Below are 15845 nucleotides of genomic sequence, written 5' to 3' on the forward strand. Positions count from 1 at the left end.
TGGATCGCACAAAGATGGATGACTGCGATGCCGGGCTAATCTAAGAGAGAGCCTGCTCATTATTTCCGCATCGGAAACGACATGGACCGAATTGACTCCCTGAGGCTGTTTTCTGTCGTGGCGGAGCTGGAGAGCTTCACCAAAGCCGCCGACCGCATGGGAATGACCCCGGGCGCGGCCTCCAAGCAGATCTCGGCTCTGGAAGAGCGCTTGCAGGCCCGTCTGCTTGAACGCACGACGCGTTCGGTTCGCCTGACCGATGCCGGCCAGGCCCTGCTCGACCGGGTTCGTCCCTGGCTGATCGAATACGAAGCGATCGAGAACGGGCTGGTGACCGAGACCGGCAAGGCTGCCGGCTTGCTGCGTGTCTCGGCACCGGTCGATTTCGGCGCGGCGCGCCTGATCGAACCGGTCACGGCCTTCATGGCGAAATGGCCTGAAGTGGAAATCCGGCTGGAGCTTGCCGATCGCATGGTCGATCTGGTTGACGAGGGCTATGATCTGGGTGTGCGCATCGGTCATCTCACCGACTCCTCGCTGATTGCCAAACGCCTCGCGGGCGCCTGCATGACCACGATCGCCAGTCCGGACTATCTCGGCGAGCACGGTGCCCCGGTGCACCCCGACGATCTGTCGCGCCATCTGTGCATCATCGACCGCAACAAGCCCGCGCCCAACCAGTGGCGCTACACGCGCGGTAACGAAATCGTCGAGGCGCGGGTGAATGGACGCCTCACCCTGAACGGGGCGAGGGCTGCGGTCTGCGCCGCAGCGGCCGGAGCAGGCATTGCCTGCTCACCGGCCTGGGCAGCCGAGCAGGCGCTGGCCGAGGGCAAGGTCGTGCCGCTGCTGGACGGGTGGGAGCCCGATCACCGCGACCTGTGGGCGGTCTTTCCGTCCAATCGGTATCTGGCCCACCGCGTACGGCTTTTCGTCGATTTTCTCGTCGACTGGTTCAAGGACGGGTTCGAGCAGGGCGGGGCGAAGCGCTAGAACGGTGTGCGTCCCCGCCCGGTCAGCGTCCACGCCATCCAGCCGCGAACGACCGGCATCCGGCAGCCCAGCCCCAGGGCCAGGTCGCGCGCCCGGCCCAGAAGCCTTGACGAGGACTGGAAGACCGGCGTCAGCGCCCAGCTCATCCAGGTGTAATAGCGTGCCGCCCGTCTGCGGCGCGCCTCCCAGTGGCGAATGGCGTGCGTAAGCGGAGCATGATCGCGCAGGCTGAGGGCCAGCTCCACCGCGTCGCACAGGGCCAGATTCGCCCCCTGACCCAGTTGCGGGCTCATGCCGTGCGCGGCATCGCCCATCAGCAGGACGTGACCACGCCGCCAGCGCGGACAGCGTACATCGCGGTACACTGCATGGGCATACTCGCCGGGCTCAGCGACGTCGCCGTCGACACGGGCGGCTTTCGGCCAGATGCGTGCGAGTTCCTCGCGAAAGGGCGCGAGACCCTGCGCGCGCCAGGCGTCCAGTTCGCTATGCCGGATTGACCAGAAGAAGCTCACTCCGGGTCTGCCTGACGGATCGGCAGGATTGTCCCCGACCGGCAACAGGCCCACCATGATGCGGCATCCTTCATAGACTTGTTCCAGCTCGCCTTCGCGCCGTCCATCCGGCTCCGGGGCGATCCGCCACAGCGCGCCCCAGGGATAGACTGGCGCGCTCGCCTGCGGACAAACCTGGTCGCGCAGGCCGGACGCCGAGCCGTCGCACACGAGCGCGAGGTCGAACGCGTCTTCGGGCTGTCCGTCGATAATAGGCCGGGGGCGGTCACACCCGTCGAATCCCGTGACTTCGCGGCCTGATCGCCAGGTCACTCCGGCCTCGCGCGCGGCCTGGTAGAGCATGTCGAACAGGCTGGCACGGTGAATGCCGTAGCCGGTATCGCCCGGGCGGCCATCACAATAGCGAAGATCGAGCACCGTGCGCCCCTTCGGAGTCCGGCCGATCAGGCGTGAGATGCGCGCGCCACGCCGTTCTGCCTCCTGCCGAAGCCCGAGCGTCTCCAGCGCACCCAGTCCGGAGGGCTGGAGCAGCAGCCCCGCGCCGAGCGGGCGCGGAGACTCAAATCGCTCGAAGACGGTCACGCGATGTCCGGTGCGCGCCAGTTGGGTTGCGCTGGCCAGTCCGGCGACCCCGCTTCCGATAATCGCAATGTGCATCGCCGCTTCCCCCGTCAGCCCGGCTCGCTACCTGATTAAGCGGTTGCGAGGCGGGCTCCAATAGGTGGAGAGCGCGCAATATTCGGCCCGGGCACGGGGTAGGCGAGGCGGGCAGCTTGGCTATGATGGCGTTTACCGTGTTCGCGCTAGTTCTGTGGCCTGACCGTTGAAGGATGAGCCCGCCAATGAACCGATCTGCCTCGTCCATTGTTTTCGCCAGTCTCCTGGCCGCCGCCGGTTCCGTGTGTGCAGCCGCGCCGGCATCTGCCGAGCTGATCGATGCGCGTGTGCGCCAGCAGGACGGGCAGGGGACACTCTGGCTGGCGTTCGACACTCAGCCGGGCGGGCTGGAGATGGACAGCTCTCTGAATACGCAAAGGCTGCTCGTGACCGGGGTATCCAGCGCGGATCGCCGCATCGAAATTGCGGTCCCGAGCGCGATTTCAGTGATCGAGCTGAACCCGACCGGAGAGGATAGCGTCGAGATTATTCTGTCCGGCATGTTCGAGACGGTCCAGGCCGATATCCGCCAGGGCGGCATTGCGATTCTGTACCAGGGTGACCCGGTGCCTGGCCCGGTTGTCACGCGCCGTTCGGCTCAGCCGCGTCCGGCAGAGCCGGCACAGGCAGAGCCGCAGCCGGAATCGTCTGACGAGCCGGACTCAGTGCCGGCGAACCCTTCCGCGGCGGTTCCCGCTCCACGCGAGAGCAATTCTGGCGAGGCTGACCAGGCGCGGCCTGGACCGGCCGATCTGACGCAATCTGGCCAGACAGACACGGTGATCTGCGGCGAGACCGAAGCGGCGGTGGCCGAAAGCCCGTGGGATCTCGATGCGCTGGCGAGCCACGCCGATTGTCTGGCCGAAGCCGGGCTCACCGCTCAGGCGGTCGGCCTGTACGAGCGGGTACTGGCCTTCGAACCGGGACATTTCTCCGCGGCGATGGGGCTGGGCCAAATCCGGCGTTCGAACGGTTCGAACGAGGTCGCGCGCCAGCTTTTCCTGGATGCCGCCGACAATGCGCGCACCGACAGCGAGGCCTTACAGGCACGCAGCGCCGCCCGCGGTCTGGAAGAGGGCTAGAGTTTCAGCTCCTCGCGGACCTGAGCGCGCAAGCTTGCGAGCGTATCCGCCTCGGTGGGGACGAGTTTGCGGGCATCCAGATCCATGATGCAGGCCACGCCTTCCACGCTCCACCAGGGCCGCCCGGTAACCGGGTCGAGCACCCAGTGGACGAGGTTCCGGACTTTCTCCCCGACCCCGGTCAGACCCGAGCGGATGACAAAGCCGTCGCCGGGCCGCGCATAGTTGCGAATCGCGATGCGCACTTCGAGAAGGGCGCTCGCGCGGCGCGCCGGACCGTTCCCGGCATGGCTCGCCCATTGTTCGGGGAAGCCTTCCTTGAAGTGTATGACGCTGTCGGAGACCTTTCCTATGGCGCACTCGGCCCGCATCCAGCCGAACATGTCCGCATCCTCCGGCAGGAAGCGGCCCCGCCCCGCCCAGGCCAGATCGAGCGCGTCGGCGCGCTGGAGGCTGAGATCGCTCGCGGGCTCGGCCGGTTCGATGCCGCGCGGCCCCGCCTCGTCGGGCAAGCGCACGAGCAGCTGGTCAAGACGGCTCTGCATGCGATCGGGCCAGGTGAAGGGCTGACCGCTTCTCGGCGCCGCATGATCGAGAGAGATGACAAAGCTCGCCGCCAGCCGGGCCGTGGCCGAATGATACATCATCAGTACCGCATCCAGCCCGTCGGGACGGACGTCGAGAACACCGCCCTGGATATGGAGCGGCGCGCCTGGGCGGGATTCGGCGAAAAAGCGGATGTGCATCGTGCGCGCGATCAGTGTCGCGCTCGCGTCGCCGCCAAAGGCGCGGCGCATGCCGATCAGGTCGGACAGCGTACCGATTCCCTGCATCGCCTTGGCGATATAGTGGCGCACATTGAGGTGACCGAGCTCGTCGCATTCCCACGCATTCGCGTTGCCGCGCCATAATTCATGCATGCTGGTCGCCCCCCAGGCATGGATCCGATCTCAGGACTGCGCGCACTGCGCACAGCGGCCGTAATGCTCGATCACCGATCGATCGACCTGGAAACCCGAGGGGGTTTCGGTCGGAACCGGCGAGGTGTGTCGCTCCGTGACCGCGCCGCACCCTTCGCAGATATAGAGCTCGGCTCCGCCGCACTCATCCCCGCGCACGCACGCCATGTAGGCATTCAGCGCCTCGACCTTGTGGGCCAGGCCCGCCGCGGTCAGGAAATCCAGCGCACGGTACACGGTGGGCGGCTGCGCGCCGCCGCCCGGTTTCAGGCTCGATAAAAGATCATATGCCTTGACTGGCGCGCCGGCCGTCAGAAGCAATTCGAGCACGCGGCGCCGCATCGGCGTCAGCGACAGGCCGCGGCGCGTGCACACCTTCTCCGCCTGGGTCAGGGCGCTGTTTATGGTCAGATTCTGGGTCATCACGAGTCGAAAGTTAATGTGTTCTGCGCGCCAGCGCGAGCCCGCAGCCTGCAGGAAAGTGGCTTGCCATCGCCGAACCCTTGGGGTAGGCGTGCTTTTAGCGAATGCAACATTATAACATTACTAAATCGTCAGAGACGCTCGGAGACCTGTCATGCGCCGCTTCAACCCATCCTCCCTCATGTTTGCTGTCAGTGTCATCGCCCTGACCGGCGCTGGCGCGCAGGCCCAGTCCGAGCCTGAAGACGTGATCCGCGTGACATCCGCACCTTTGGAAACGCGAGCAGACGAAGTCGTCGGCTCCGTCGATGTTGTCGGAAGCGACGAGCTCGTTCGCAATCTGAACGGCAACCTGGCCGATACGCTGGAGAATCTGCCCGGCGTGACCTCGACCTATTTCGGCCCTGCTTCCGGGCGTCCGATCGTGCGCGGCCTTGGCGCGGACCGGGTGCGTGTTCTGATCAACGGGCTTGGCGGGCTCGATGCCTCATCTTCCAGCCCCGACCATGCGGTGACCGCCGAGGTCATCGGCGCGGAGCAGGTCGAGGTGCTGCGTGGTCCGGCCGCGATCGCCTATGGCGGTGGTGCGATCGGCGGTGTGGTGAACGTCATGGACGGCCGCATTCCGACCGCGCTCCCCGAAGACGGCCTCGATGGTTTCGTCTATGGGGCACGACCAGCGTGAATGACGGCACGCAGGTGGCCGGCCGCGTACTGGGCAATCTCGGCGCGCTGGTGCTGCAGGGAGAATACCAGCGCCGCGAGGCCGATAATTTCGAGATCCCGGGCTATGCCGAATCCGCCGCGCTGCGAGAACTCGAGCATGGCGACGAGCATGAGGACGAGGATCACGACGAGCACGAAGAGCACGGAGACGAAGAGGAACTCGCCTATGGCGAGGTCGAGAACTCCGGCTACACCTTCGAGACCGGCTCCGTGGGCGCCTCCATCGTGGGCGACTGGGGCTTTGTCGGCCTTGGCTACAAGCAGACCGACGCCAGCTACGGCCTGCCCGGTCACAGCCATGCCCATGAGGAAGACCACGAGGACGAGGATCACGACGAGCACGAAGACCACGAGGAGGAAGAAGGCCATGCGCACGGCGAGGAAGACGTGCGCCTGGAACTCGACCAGAAGCGGGTCGATCTTCGCGGCGCGTTCGAACGCGAAGGCTTCTTCAACCGGATCCGCTGGTCCTTCGCCCACGCCGACTACGTGCATACCGAATTCGAAGGCGATGAAATCGGTACGGTCTTCGACAAGGAGGGCGTCGAGGGACGCCTGGAAGTTCGCCACCAGCACGGCGGGCCGCGCCAAGGCGCCATCGGCGCCCAGATGCTGACGCAGGAATTCAACTCAGCCGGGGCGGAGGCGTACCTGGAGCCGGTCGTCACGCAGGACTGGGGTCTCTTCGTCGCGGAGCGCTGGGATTTCGATCGCTGGGGTATCGAAGGCGGGCTGCGTTACGACACCCGCAATCTCGATGGACTGCGGGCCGAGCGCGATTTCGACACGGTGTCCGGGTCAGTTTCACTTTTCGCGCGACCGGCCGACGGGTGGTTCACCGGCATCACGCTGTCGCACACCGAACGTGCGCCGACCGACGCGGAAGTCTTCTCTAACGGGGCACACGTTGCCACCCGGGCCTTCGAGGTTGGCAATCTGGATCTGGGTACCGAGACGGCCTGGTCCGGCGAGGCCACGCTGCGCCGTGAGGCTGGCCGCTTCAGCGCCGAAGCCACGGCCTTCTACGCCGATTATGATGGCTTTATCGGTCTTTTCCCGACAGGCGAAGAAGAAGACGGTCTGGACGTGTTCGAATACCGGCAGGAAGACGCGGCGCTCTATGGGTTCGAAGCCAAGTTTGAAACCGAGCTGGGCCGGGTCGCGATGTTCGACCTCAGCGCGGAAGCGACGGCCGACTATGTCCGTGGCGAGCTCGACAATGGCGGCGATCTGCCGCGCATTCCGCCCCTGTCAGGCACGCTGGCGCTGATCGCCGATCACCGCCTGGTATCCCTGCGCGCCGAAGGCCGCTTCGTGGCCGAGCAAGACGAGGTCGCGAGCTTCGAAACATCGACCGAGGGCTTCGCCCTGTTCAACGCGGATGCCCGCATCACGCCGTTCGACGAGCATGACGTGGCCTTCATCGTGGGCGTGCGCAACATCACCGACGAGGAAGCCCGCCTGCACACCTCCTTCCTGAAGGATCAGGTTCCGCTCCCGGGGCGCTCGTACCGCGCCGCGGTCAGCGTCCGGTTCTAGCCGCCTGCGGCGCCCTGCCGCGCGGCAGGGCGCCCCGCGGCAGGATGACCTCTCCCCAAGCGGCCGGAACGGGAGCAGAAAGCCCTACCGAATGTAAGGGAAAGGGGTAATCCCATGAAAACGCTTCTCAAAGTTACGCTGGCTGCCGGCATCTTCGCGCTTGCAGCCGCGCCCGCCCATGCCGAGCAGGGCGACTGGCTCTTCCGTCTGCGCGCGATCAATGTCGTTCCCGATGAAGGCGCGGATATCACGCCGATCGGCGGGGGTGTCGATATCGACACGTCTGTGATGCCCGAGCTGGATATCAGCTATTTCTTCACCGACCATATCGCGGCCGAGCTCATCCTGGGCGTGACGCCGCATGATGTGACCGCGACTGGCACGGCCCTTGGCGATGTGGATCTCGGCGATGTGACTCTGCTGCCGCCGACGCTGACGCTTCAATACCACTTCAATCCCGACGGTCAGATCAGCCCGTATGTCGGGGCCGGCGTGAACTACACGATCTTCTTCGATGAAGACCTTCCCGGCGGAAGTCCGCTGACCAGCATCGACTACGAGGAAAGCTTCGGCGGCGCGCTCCAGGCCGGTGTCGATTACCGGCTCAACGAGCGCTGGTTCCTCAATGCCGACCTGAAGAAAGTCTGGATCAATACCGACGTCACGATCGATGCCGGCGGACTGGGTCTCGTGGAGGCCGATGTCGACATCAACCCGTGGATTTTCGGACTGGGCTTCGGTTACCGCTACTAGGCTCGATCCTCTCACAGATCATCCCACTGGCCGGGGGCTGCGAAAGCGGCCCCCGGTTTGCATTGTCCTAACTGCACCGGGGCGGTGAGGGGCCGTGTTGCCCTTTCAGGCCCGCTCCGCTACCAAACGCGCAAAGTGACAATCTGGGGATAGACCATGGCCGACGCTACACCTTCCGCAAATGCTGCCGTTTCGGGCAACCTTCCGCTCTACAACAACCCGGTCCCGCTCAATAAGGATCGTCACAAGGGCAAGGGGCTGAAATTCTCCGATCGCCAGTTCGACTTCCTCAAGGATACCCATTTCGTACCGGTGACCTTCGGCGAGTTCGGATCCGTGGCGAGCCGCTTCCCGATCCTGTTCCTCGGCGAGAACAAGACCGCCGTGGCCGCGATGGGTCTGCGCAAGGGGCAGAACCTGTTCGTGGACCCGCAAACCGGCCGGTTCGAGCAATTCACCTATCTGCCCGCGTTCGTGCGCCGCTATCCGTTCGTCTCCGCCTCGCACGGTCAGGAGAAGGATCGCTTCACGGTGTGCGTCGATGAGGGCTCTGACCTGTATTCGGACAAGCCGGACGTGCACTTCTTCGACGACAAGGGCGAACTGACCGATTTCACGCAGCGCGCGATCGACTATGTGCGCCGTTTCGAGGCGGATGTGCGCCAGACCCAGGAGTTCACCGCACGGTGCGAAGAACTCGGCCTGCTGACCCAGCAGGAATCCAAGTTCCAGCCGCGCAACGAGAAGGGCGAGCCGGTCGGCGAGCCGCAAGTCGTCGCCACCTATTTCGGCATTGATGGCGGCAAGCTCATGGAGCTCGATACCGAGACCTTCGCGGGTCTGCGTAATAACGGCTATCTGGGCGGCATGTACGCCGCGATGCTCTCCCAGCTGAACTGGGACCCGCTCATCCAGCGCGCCGCAGCCCAGGATACGGGCCAGGCCGCGCAGGCCTGATCGGGGTCCGCCAGTCGAGAATTGCAAAAACAGCCTGCGATCACATGCGCGTCAGGACGGTTTCACCCCGGACCGCCGCGCGATATATCCGGCCTAAAGCCGCTTGTCCGAACGGAGACTTATGTGACCGCACGCCCTGATCTGTTCCGCCGGTATGTGCTGGCCCCGATTGCGTGCGCGCTGGCTCTGGCCGGTCTTGCCCAGGCACAATGGGACAACGCCGACCCGATGGTCGATGCGAGCCTGGTCAGCGAGCGCGAGACCGTCGCGCCGGGCGAGACCTTCCATATCGCGCTGCATCAGGACATCACGCCGGGATGGCACACCTACTGGCAAAATCCCGGCGATAGCGGAGAGCCGACGCGGCTTTACCTGACGCTGCCCGAGGGCTGGCAGGCCGGTGAGCTGATCTGGCCGGCGCCGGCCACCTACGCGCTGGGGCCGCTGACCAATTACGGTTATGCGGATGAGGTGAGCTTTCCCGTTGCTGTCACCGTGCCGGAAAGCGCCACACCCGGTTCCGTGACGATCGAAGCCGAAGCCACCTGGCTGGTCTGCGAGGAAATCTGCATCCCCGAGGACGCCGAGCTGGCGCTCACACTGACTGTGGGCGATAGCGTTTCCGACCGCGCCGGCGCCCGTCTGATCGACACGGCGCTGGAGCGTGCGCCCGTCGCGGCCCCGCAGGACGTGTCCGCCGGGCTGGTGCGCGCGGGCGACCGTCTCCAGCTGAGCGTTGCCGGCGGCCCGTTTGCCGCGGGGGAAAGCGGTGTCCGCAACGTCTATTTCTTTCCCCATCAGGGCGGGCTGATCGAACATAGCGCGGATCAGGAAGCCGTCTTTGCCCCCTCCGGCCTGGCCCTGCGTCTGGCGCCCGGCTTCCTGGCCGGCGATCCGGTCGACGAGGTGCATCCCGGCGTGCTGACCGCCGAGTTTCGCGATAACGGGCGGTGGCAGTCGCGGGCCTACACGATTGCGCCTGAACCCGGTTTGCAGGTGGTGGAGTTGGGCGCGGCGGCGGGTAGCGAGACCGGCCGCACAGGCCCGACGGCGCCCCCGGGCATAAGCCTCTGGCAGGCCGTACTCTTCGCACTCCTCGGCGGTCTAATCTTGAACCTGATGCCGTGCGTCTTCCCGATCCTGTCGATGAAGGCGCTTCACCTGGTTCAGAAACGCGATAGCGATCCCGCGCAGGCCCGCATGCTCGGCCTGATCTTCGGCGCCGGCGTGATCTCGACTTTCTTGGCTTTGGGGGCTGCTCTGGTCGTCGCCCGCGCCGCCGGCATGCCCGATCTGTGGGGCTTTCAGCTTCAGGTCCCGGGCGTGGTGGCCGGTCTGGTCCTGCTGATGTTCCTCATCGGTTTGAATTTCCTGGGGGCCTTCGAGGTCGGAACCTCGTTGCAAGGTGTCGGCGGCGAGGTGAATCCCAATACGCGGGCAGGCTCCTTCCTCACAGGCGTACTGGCCGTCTTCGTCGCGGCGCCTTGCCTGGCACCCTTCATGGCCGGCGCGCTGGCCTTCGCCATCGCCCAGCCGCCGGCGATTGCATTGGTCGTCTTCGCCTGTCTCGGCATCGGACTGGCGCTGCCTTTCGTTGCTGTGAGCTTCAGCCCGGGCCTGCTGGCGCGCCTGCCGAGGCCGGGGCCCTGGATGGTGCGGTTCAAGCAGGTGCTGGCCTTCCCGATGTTTGCGGTCGCCATATGGCTGATCTGGGTGCTCACCCTGCAGACCGGCGCGACCGGCATGGTGTGGATGCTTGTCGCCCTTCTGGCCACGGGGTTCGCGATCTGGGCCTGGCAGGCCGGGGGCAGTCTCGGCCGGGTCAGCGGCGTCCTGGGTGTCGCCCTGGTTGCCGGCGCGCTGGTCATGACCGCGCGCCTCGAGCCGGGCGCGCAGGCCTCCTCGCAGACCGATTTCGAAGTGTGGAGTCCCGAGCGCGTGGCCCAACTCCAGAGTGAAGGGCGCCCGGTCTTTGTCGATTTCACCGCCGCCTGGTGCGTGACCTGTCAGGTCAACAAGCTGGGCACGCTGTCCGACCGCGACGTGCGCGAAGCATTCGATACCGCAGGCATGGCATTGCTGCGCGCTGACTTCACCAATCGCGATCCCGTGATTGCCGCCGCACTGGAAACCCATGGATCGGCGGGCGTTCCGATGTATCTTGTCTACCCGACATCGGGCGGAGAGCCGCAGAAGCTTCCCCCGCTTCTCACCGAAGACACCGTGCTGCGTGCAATCCGCGCGGCCACCGCAAACGGGAGTGATGCCTCATGATGACGCGTTTCCTGACCACGCTCGCAGCCGGTACCAGCCTGCTGGCTCTGGCCGGCATGGCGCATGTCGACCCGGTCGTGGGCGAACCGGCGCCGGCCTTCGAAGCCAGCACTGCCACCGGCGAGGCCATCGCCCTGTCAGATTTTTCCGGCGAGACCGTGATCCTTGAGTGGACCAATCATGGCTGCCCGTACGTGCAAAAGCACTATGACGGCCAGAACATGCAGCAATTGCAGGCGAGCGCCGCGAGCGACGGGATCACCTGGGTCCAGATCATCTCGTCCGCGCCGGGCAAGCAGGGCCATGTTTCCGCCGAGGAAGCGCTCGCCCTGAACCAGTCGCGCGGTGCTGCGCCGGCTCATGTCGTCCTCGACCCGGAAGGCACGATCGGACGCGCCTACGAGGCCGCCACGACCCCGCACATGTACATTATCGATTCCGAGGGCACGCTGCGCTATGCCGGCGCGATCGACGATCAGCCGAGCGCGCGCTCGTCCAGCCTGGAAGGCGCGCACAACTATGTCACCGCCGCGCTCGACGCGATGGAGGCAGGCGAGCCGATCGATCCCGATCAGACGGTCGCCTATGGCTGTAATGTGAAATATCCTGGGTAGGGGCGATGAAAGTCCTCGTCACGGGAAGCTCCGGCCATCTGGGCGAAGCCCTGATGCGCACGCTTCCTCTTGCCGGTCATGAGCCCGTCGGGCTCGATGCCAGACCGGGCGCGTTTACACGGCATACCGGCTCGATCTGTGACATGGACCTCGTCCGGTCGACGATTCGAGGTGCCGATGCGGTTATTCATACAGCCACATTGCACAAGCCGCACGTCGCCACCCATAGCTGGGCCGATTTCGTGGACACGAACATCACCGGCACGCGGATCCTTCTGCAAGCGGCGGTCGAAGCCGGGGTCGGAGCTTTTCTCTTTACCTCGACGACGAGCGCGTTCGGCCGCGCGCTCCGGCCCCCGGCCGGCGCGCCGGCTGCATGGATCGACGAAGAGGTTTCCGGCCGCGTCAAGAATATCTATGGCGCGACCAAGACGGCGGCGGAAGATCTGTGCGAGCTGACGCACGGGCAGACCGCGATGCCTGTTCTGGTCTTGCGCACCTCGCGCTTTTTCCCCGAAGAGGACGATAATCCGCAGGTCCGTGCGCGCTATCGGCCGGAGAACGCCAAGGCCAACGAGTTCCTCTATCGCCGCGTCGATCTCGCCGATGCGGCGAGTGCGCATGTCTGCGCGCTCGAGCGGGCCGGAGAGATCGGCTTCGCGAAATACATCATCAGCGCCACGCCGCCATTCGACCGGGATGACGTGGCGGGGCTACGCGACGATGCGCCGCCGGCCGTCTGGTCCCGCTTCCCAAGTGGCAAGGCAATCTACGAGTCGCGCGGATATGAGATGTTCGATTCGATAGACAGGGTCTATTCCAACGCGAGGGCGCGCCGCGAGCTCGGCTGGGAGCCGGAATACGATTTCGCCCGCATCCTGCGCCAGCTCGATGCCGGGGACCCGATCGGAAGCGCGCTGGCACGTGAGGTCGGCGTCAAGGGCTATCACGGAGACGCCTTCGCCGATGGCCTCTACCCCGTGGCCTGACCCGGTCTGCCTACTCGGCCTCGACAGGGCAGGGCAGGCTGGCCACGGCCTGGGTCTCGCTATCGCGCGCGATGATCGCCGCGTCTTCGAACAGGCCGGCGAACTCGTGATAGGTACGCGCACGCTCGCCATTGCGCGCCGGCTCCGCGAGCGCGTCCAGCCGCGACAGCGCATCTTCGCTCATGCCTTTGAAGATGCATTTCAGGTCGATCGGTCCCCCGACGGCCTCGATATGGCGCGAGAGCCGGATCGCCTCGCCGGCAAAGTCCTGCACCCCCGTGGCGAACGGGTCGGACGGCTCGATGGCGGCGGACGGCGCGCCCGGCGCCTCGGCCAGCGTCTGTGCACGGCCTTCCGCTTCGGCTTTCAGGGTGTCGGCCAATTCGGCCACGCGGGCGGCATCCTGGGCGACCGCGCTGGCTACTGTGCCAAGCAGGAGCACGATGGCGGTCACCAATATGCGCAACATGTCTGTCTCCCGTATCGATTCAGGCCAATCAAGGCTCTGCCACGCAAGACCTGCGCCGCTTGATCGCGTGCCCGTCTCGGCTTAAGTCCGGCGCGACTGCCCCTTTCCTGTCCAAGAGAACACACAGACGATGGCGAAGACCAAAGCCTTCAAGCCGAAAGCCCGGCGTCCGCGCGGGTTTGAGGATCGCTCCGCGAACGTTCTGCGCGCCGAGCGCGCACTGGTACGCGCCGCCTCTGGCGTCTACGAGAAATGGGGCTTCGAACCGCTGGAAACGCCGGCCTTCGAATATGCCGATGCGCTCGGCAAATTCCTGCCCGACGAGGAACGCCCCAACGAGGGTGTCTTCGCCATGCAGGACGAGGACGAGCAGTGGATGGCGCTGCGTTACGACCTCACCGCGCCGCTCGCCCGCTTCGCCGCCGAAAACTTCCAGGACCTGACCAAGCCGTTCCGCCGCTACCAGTTCGGTGAAGTCTGGCGCAACGAGAAGCCCGGACCGGGCCGGTTCCGCCAATTCGTCCAGTGCGATGCGGACAGCGTGGGCGCGCCGGGCCCCGCCGCCGACGCCGAGATCATCGCGCTGGCCAGCGAGGTCATGGGTGCGGCCGGTCTGAGGCAGGGCGACTACGTGATCCGGGTCAACGATCGCCGCCTTCTGGACGGCGTGCTGGAAAGCCTGGGTGCCTCGGCCAGCGAGGCGCGCATGCGTGTGCTGCGTGCCATCGACAAGATGGACCGTTTGGGCCGCGAGGGCGTCGAGCTGTTGCTGGGCGAGGGACGCAAGGACGAAAGCGGCGACTTCACGAAGGGCGCGGGCCTCGATGCCAGTCAGCGCACCCGCGTGCTCGATTTCCTCGAGGCCGGAGGCGGCTCGCGCGCCGAGGTCATCGCCCGGCTAGAAGCGGTCGTGGGCGACACGGCGGGCGCGCAGGGCGTGGAAGCTCTGACCGAGATTGACGCGATCCTGCGCTCTCTGGGCGTCGACGAGACGCGGGCGGCCTTCGATCCATCCATTGTTCGAGGCCTGGGCTATTATACCGGGCCGGTCTTCGAGGCCGAACTACTGGCGACCGCCCAGTATGAGGATGGCAGTCCGATTCGATTCGGATCGATTGGCGGCGGCGGACGCTATGACGATCTGGTTGCCCGCTTTACCGGACAGGCCGTGCCGGCGACCGGGTTCAGCTTCGGTGTCTCGCGCTTCGCCGCGGCCCTGTCTGCGCTGGACCGTCTGGATGCGGCCCGGCCGGATCCGCTGGTCGTCGTGGTCGCGGCCGAGAAGGACCAGATGGCGGAGTATTTCGCGCTGGCCGCAGAGTTGCGCGCCGCGGGCCTGCGCGCCGAGGCCTTTGTGGGCGGAGGCAATATGGGCAAGCAGTTGAAATATGCCGACCGGCGCGGCGCGGCCTTCGCGGTCATTGTCGGCAGCGAGGAGCGCGAAGCCGGGACAGTGTCGGTCAAGGACCTGGCGCTGGGCGCGGAGATCGCGGCGCAAGTCACCGACCGCGAGGAATGGGCCGAGCAGCGCCAGCAATTCACGGTCCCGCGCGAGTCGCTCGTGTCGGAGATCAAGGCGCGTCTGTCGCGCGACTAGCTGTTCCCGGCCCGAACCGCTGCGATACCCGTCTTCATGACCGGGCGGTATGGCCTGCAACGGGCCGCTAGTCTTAAGTCTCTGATCTTGGACAGTTCGAAGGGCTTGACGCCTTTATGACATTTAGGTCATGTTGTTTTCACGACAGGGCCTGACCGTCTTGTCTCTTGAGTGGCGTTTCTGGGGAGGAGACGTCTCTTAATCGACCAACCGAACGCTTAAGCCCGGTATCTTTCGATGCCGGGCTTTTTTTCGCGTGATCGGTTATCGGTGGCCGCTGGCCAGTTCGGGGGGCCGCGGCGCAGCGGGGGGAGCCGGGTGCGTGTAGCTGAATCCGTCCAGAAAGTCCTCGAGCGCGTCGCCCTCCAGCTCCCGGCCATTGACCCAGACCCGGCGTTGGCCATCCTCGTCCTCGACGCGGATATGGCGCCGTTCAGGCCCTGAGCCCTCATTGATCAAAATACTGCGCGCCTCACCCTCTCGCGCACGCATCTCGCTGGCGCGCCTGTCCAGATCGGCGAGCCGCCCGCGGTGCTCGGCGCGAAATTCGGCGAGACCTTCGGCCAGGCCAGCGCGCGCCGTGCGCAACTCCTCGCGTTCGCGGCGTGTCAGGGTCCGGCGTTCGCCGTCCTCTTCCACCCAGCCGCGCTCCAGCGCCGCGTCCATCGAAAGCAGACCGGCCTCCATCCCCACCAGACCGGCGGCGAGGGCCTCATCCATGATGTCGCCGGTACGCAGCTCGGCATATTCGGCCATGCGTTCCGCCTCGGCGGCAATGGCTTCGGTGCGGGCCGCGATGCGCTCGGCATGGGCTTCGGCCATCTCCTCGATATGAGCGGCGTGCACGCGAACGCGCTCTTCGTCGAACTCGGAAACGATGATCATGTCCTGGCCGATTCTGGCCATCGAGGCGCTCAAATCCTCCATGGCGCGTTCGAACTCGGCGCGCTCGCGCGGCGTCCAGTCGCCATTGTCGAACTCGATATCGAAGTCGAAATCGAGTTCAGAATCGCCCGCTCCGCGCTCCTGGGTCACCTCCGAGATCAGGGAGGCGACATCGGCGCCGCTTTCGACGACATAGGGTTTTCCGTTGATCGTCAGCACATTGGCCGATTGGGCCTGGCGGGCCTCGTCGGCCGAAGCGCTGGCGCAGGCCATGAGTGCGGGCATGGCGGCCGCGGCCAGAAATAGGGTTTTCATCAGATATCTCCCGTCCGTGATGGTGCTCACCATGCCGCTGCCGGGATTACACGCGTGCGTCACGGAACTTAAAACTTGTCCATGTAATGCCGGGTCTG

The 15845-nt window shown here is 65.7% G+C and carries 15 protein-coding genes; 10 read left to right on the forward strand and 5 right to left on the reverse strand.

The annotated features are described in order from the left end of the window. Positions 1-81: 81 nt before the first annotated feature. Positions 82-993, forward strand: coding sequence for a LysR family transcriptional regulator (locus PGP17_RS10660; protein ID WP_135945808.1), 912 nt, complete (start codon positions 82-84; stop codon positions 991-993). On the opposite strand, the gene PGP17_RS10665 is transcribed toward PGP17_RS10660, so the two are convergent. Then, positions 990-2165 (reverse strand): FAD-dependent oxidoreductase, encoded by a 1176-nt coding sequence (locus tag PGP17_RS10665; protein ID WP_270375295.1) that lies wholly within the window; start codon positions 2163-2165, stop codon positions 990-992. The genes PGP17_RS10660 and PGP17_RS10665 overlap by 4 nt on opposite strands. 185 nt (positions 2166-2350) lie before the next feature. Between PGP17_RS10665 and PGP17_RS10670 the strand changes: the two genes are divergently transcribed. After that, positions 2351-3247: a tetratricopeptide repeat protein gene (locus PGP17_RS10670; protein ID WP_270375296.1), complete on the forward strand. Its 897-nt coding sequence runs from the start codon at positions 2351-2353 to the stop codon at positions 3245-3247. Here PGP17_RS10670 and PGP17_RS10675 read toward each other — a convergent pair. Further along, positions 3244-4167 carry a thioesterase family protein gene (locus tag PGP17_RS10675; protein ID WP_270375297.1) on the reverse strand — a complete coding sequence of 308 codons (924 nt, stop codon included), beginning with the start codon at positions 4165-4167 and terminating at the stop codon, positions 3244-3246. The genes PGP17_RS10670 and PGP17_RS10675 overlap by 4 nt on opposite strands. A gap of 30 nt (positions 4168-4197) precedes the next feature. Then, the gene (locus PGP17_RS10680) at positions 4198-4629 is read right to left on the reverse strand and encodes a transcriptional repressor (protein ID WP_135945804.1); all 432 of its coding nucleotides are present in this window, start codon (positions 4627-4629) and stop codon (positions 4198-4200) included. Between the two features lie 154 nt (positions 4630-4783). Here PGP17_RS10680 and PGP17_RS10685 point away from each other — a divergent pair, with 154 nt between their 5' ends. From PGP17_RS10685 to PGP17_RS10715, 7 genes are all read left to right on the forward strand, one after another. Further along, entirely contained in the window at positions 4784-5314 is a 531-nt protein-coding gene (locus PGP17_RS10685; protein WP_270375298.1) for a TonB-dependent receptor plug domain-containing protein, read from the forward strand. Then, positions 5311-6894, forward strand: coding sequence for a TonB-dependent receptor domain-containing protein (locus PGP17_RS10690; protein WP_270375299.1), 1584 nt, complete (start codon positions 5311-5313; stop codon positions 6892-6894). Before PGP17_RS10685 ends, PGP17_RS10690 begins: the two co-directional genes overlap by 4 nt. A 114-nt stretch (positions 6895-7008) precedes the next feature. Beyond that, positions 7009-7647: an OmpW/AlkL family protein gene (locus tag PGP17_RS10695; RefSeq protein ID WP_135945802.1), complete on the forward strand. Its 639-nt coding sequence runs from the start codon at positions 7009-7011 to the stop codon at positions 7645-7647. Positions 7648-7803: 156 nt separating this feature from the next. Then, complete coding sequence (locus tag PGP17_RS10700; protein WP_270375300.1) at positions 7804-8604, forward strand: SapC family protein; 801 nt, start codon at positions 7804-7806, stop codon at positions 8602-8604. A gap of 123 nt (positions 8605-8727) precedes the next feature. After that, positions 8728-10878, forward strand: a complete 2151-nt coding sequence (locus PGP17_RS10705; protein ID WP_270375301.1) for a protein-disulfide reductase DsbD family protein — start codon at positions 8728-8730, stop codon at positions 10876-10878. Continuing rightward, the gene (locus PGP17_RS10710; RefSeq protein ID WP_270375302.1) at positions 10875-11492 is read left to right on the forward strand and encodes a thioredoxin family protein; all 618 of its coding nucleotides are present in this window, start codon (positions 10875-10877) and stop codon (positions 11490-11492) included. The genes PGP17_RS10705 and PGP17_RS10710 overlap by 4 nt, the downstream gene beginning before the upstream one ends. 5 nt (positions 11493-11497) lie before the next feature. Next, on the forward strand, positions 11498-12481 hold the full coding sequence (locus PGP17_RS10715; RefSeq protein WP_270375303.1) for an NAD-dependent epimerase/dehydratase family protein: 984 nt from the start codon (positions 11498-11500) through the stop codon (positions 12479-12481). Between the two features lie 10 nt (positions 12482-12491). Here PGP17_RS10715 and PGP17_RS10720 read toward each other — a convergent pair whose 3' ends face one another. Beyond that, the gene (locus tag PGP17_RS10720; RefSeq protein WP_270375304.1) at positions 12492-12950 is read right to left on the reverse strand and encodes a hypothetical protein; all 459 of its coding nucleotides are present in this window, start codon (positions 12948-12950) and stop codon (positions 12492-12494) included. Between the two features lie 130 nt (positions 12951-13080). Between PGP17_RS10720 and hisS the strand changes: the two genes are divergently transcribed. Beyond that, entirely contained in the window at positions 13081-14547 is a 1467-nt protein-coding gene (gene hisS, locus PGP17_RS10725; RefSeq protein ID WP_270375305.1) for a histidine--tRNA ligase, read from the forward strand. Positions 14548-14811: 264 nt separating this feature from the next. Here the strand turns inward: hisS and PGP17_RS10730 are convergent, their stop codons facing one another. Next, on the reverse strand, positions 14812-15747 hold the full coding sequence (locus tag PGP17_RS10730) for a hypothetical protein (RefSeq protein ID WP_270375306.1): 936 nt from the start codon (positions 15745-15747) through the stop codon (positions 14812-14814). Between the last annotated feature and the right edge of the window lie 98 nt (positions 15748-15845).

The sequence above is a fragment of the Marinicauda sp. Alg238-R41 genome (assembly GCF_947331485.1).
Classification (GTDB): Bacteria; Pseudomonadota; Alphaproteobacteria; order Caulobacterales; family Maricaulaceae; genus Marinicauda; species Marinicauda pacifica.

Excerpts from the sequence above, each read along its gene's own strand:
- PGP17_RS10660 (WP_135945808.1), top strand. The coding sequence starts at position 82 with ATGGACCGAATTGACTCCCTGAGGCTGTTTTCTGTCGTGGCGGAGCTG.
- PGP17_RS10665 (WP_270375295.1), bottom strand. The coding sequence starts at position 2,165 with ATGCACATTGCGATTATCGGAAGCGGGGTCGCCGGACTGGCCAGCGCA.
- PGP17_RS10670 (WP_270375296.1), top strand. The coding sequence starts at position 2,351 with ATGAACCGATCTGCCTCGTCCATTGTTTTCGCCAGTCTCCTGGCCGCC.
- PGP17_RS10675 (WP_270375297.1), bottom strand. The coding sequence starts at position 4,167 with ATGCATGAATTATGGCGCGGCAACGCGAATGCGTGGGAATGCGACGAG.
- PGP17_RS10680 (WP_135945804.1), bottom strand. The coding sequence starts at position 4,629 with ATGACCCAGAATCTGACCATAAACAGCGCCCTGACCCAGGCGGAGAAG.
- PGP17_RS10685 (WP_270375298.1), top strand. The coding sequence starts at position 4,784 with ATGCGCCGCTTCAACCCATCCTCCCTCATGTTTGCTGTCAGTGTCATC.
- PGP17_RS10695 (WP_135945802.1), top strand. The coding sequence starts at position 7,009 with ATGAAAACGCTTCTCAAAGTTACGCTGGCTGCCGGCATCTTCGCGCTT.
- PGP17_RS10700 (WP_270375300.1), top strand. The coding sequence starts at position 7,804 with ATGGCCGACGCTACACCTTCCGCAAATGCTGCCGTTTCGGGCAACCTT.
- PGP17_RS10710 (WP_270375302.1), top strand. The coding sequence starts at position 10,875 with ATGATGACGCGTTTCCTGACCACGCTCGCAGCCGGTACCAGCCTGCTG.
- PGP17_RS10715 (WP_270375303.1), top strand. The coding sequence starts at position 11,498 with ATGAAAGTCCTCGTCACGGGAAGCTCCGGCCATCTGGGCGAAGCCCTG.
- PGP17_RS10720 (WP_270375304.1), bottom strand. The coding sequence starts at position 12,950 with ATGTTGCGCATATTGGTGACCGCCATCGTGCTCCTGCTTGGCACAGTA.
- hisS (WP_270375305.1), top strand. The coding sequence starts at position 13,081 with ATGGCGAAGACCAAAGCCTTCAAGCCGAAAGCCCGGCGTCCGCGCGGG.
- PGP17_RS10730 (WP_270375306.1), bottom strand. The coding sequence starts at position 15,747 with ATGAAAACCCTATTTCTGGCCGCGGCCGCCATGCCCGCACTCATGGCC.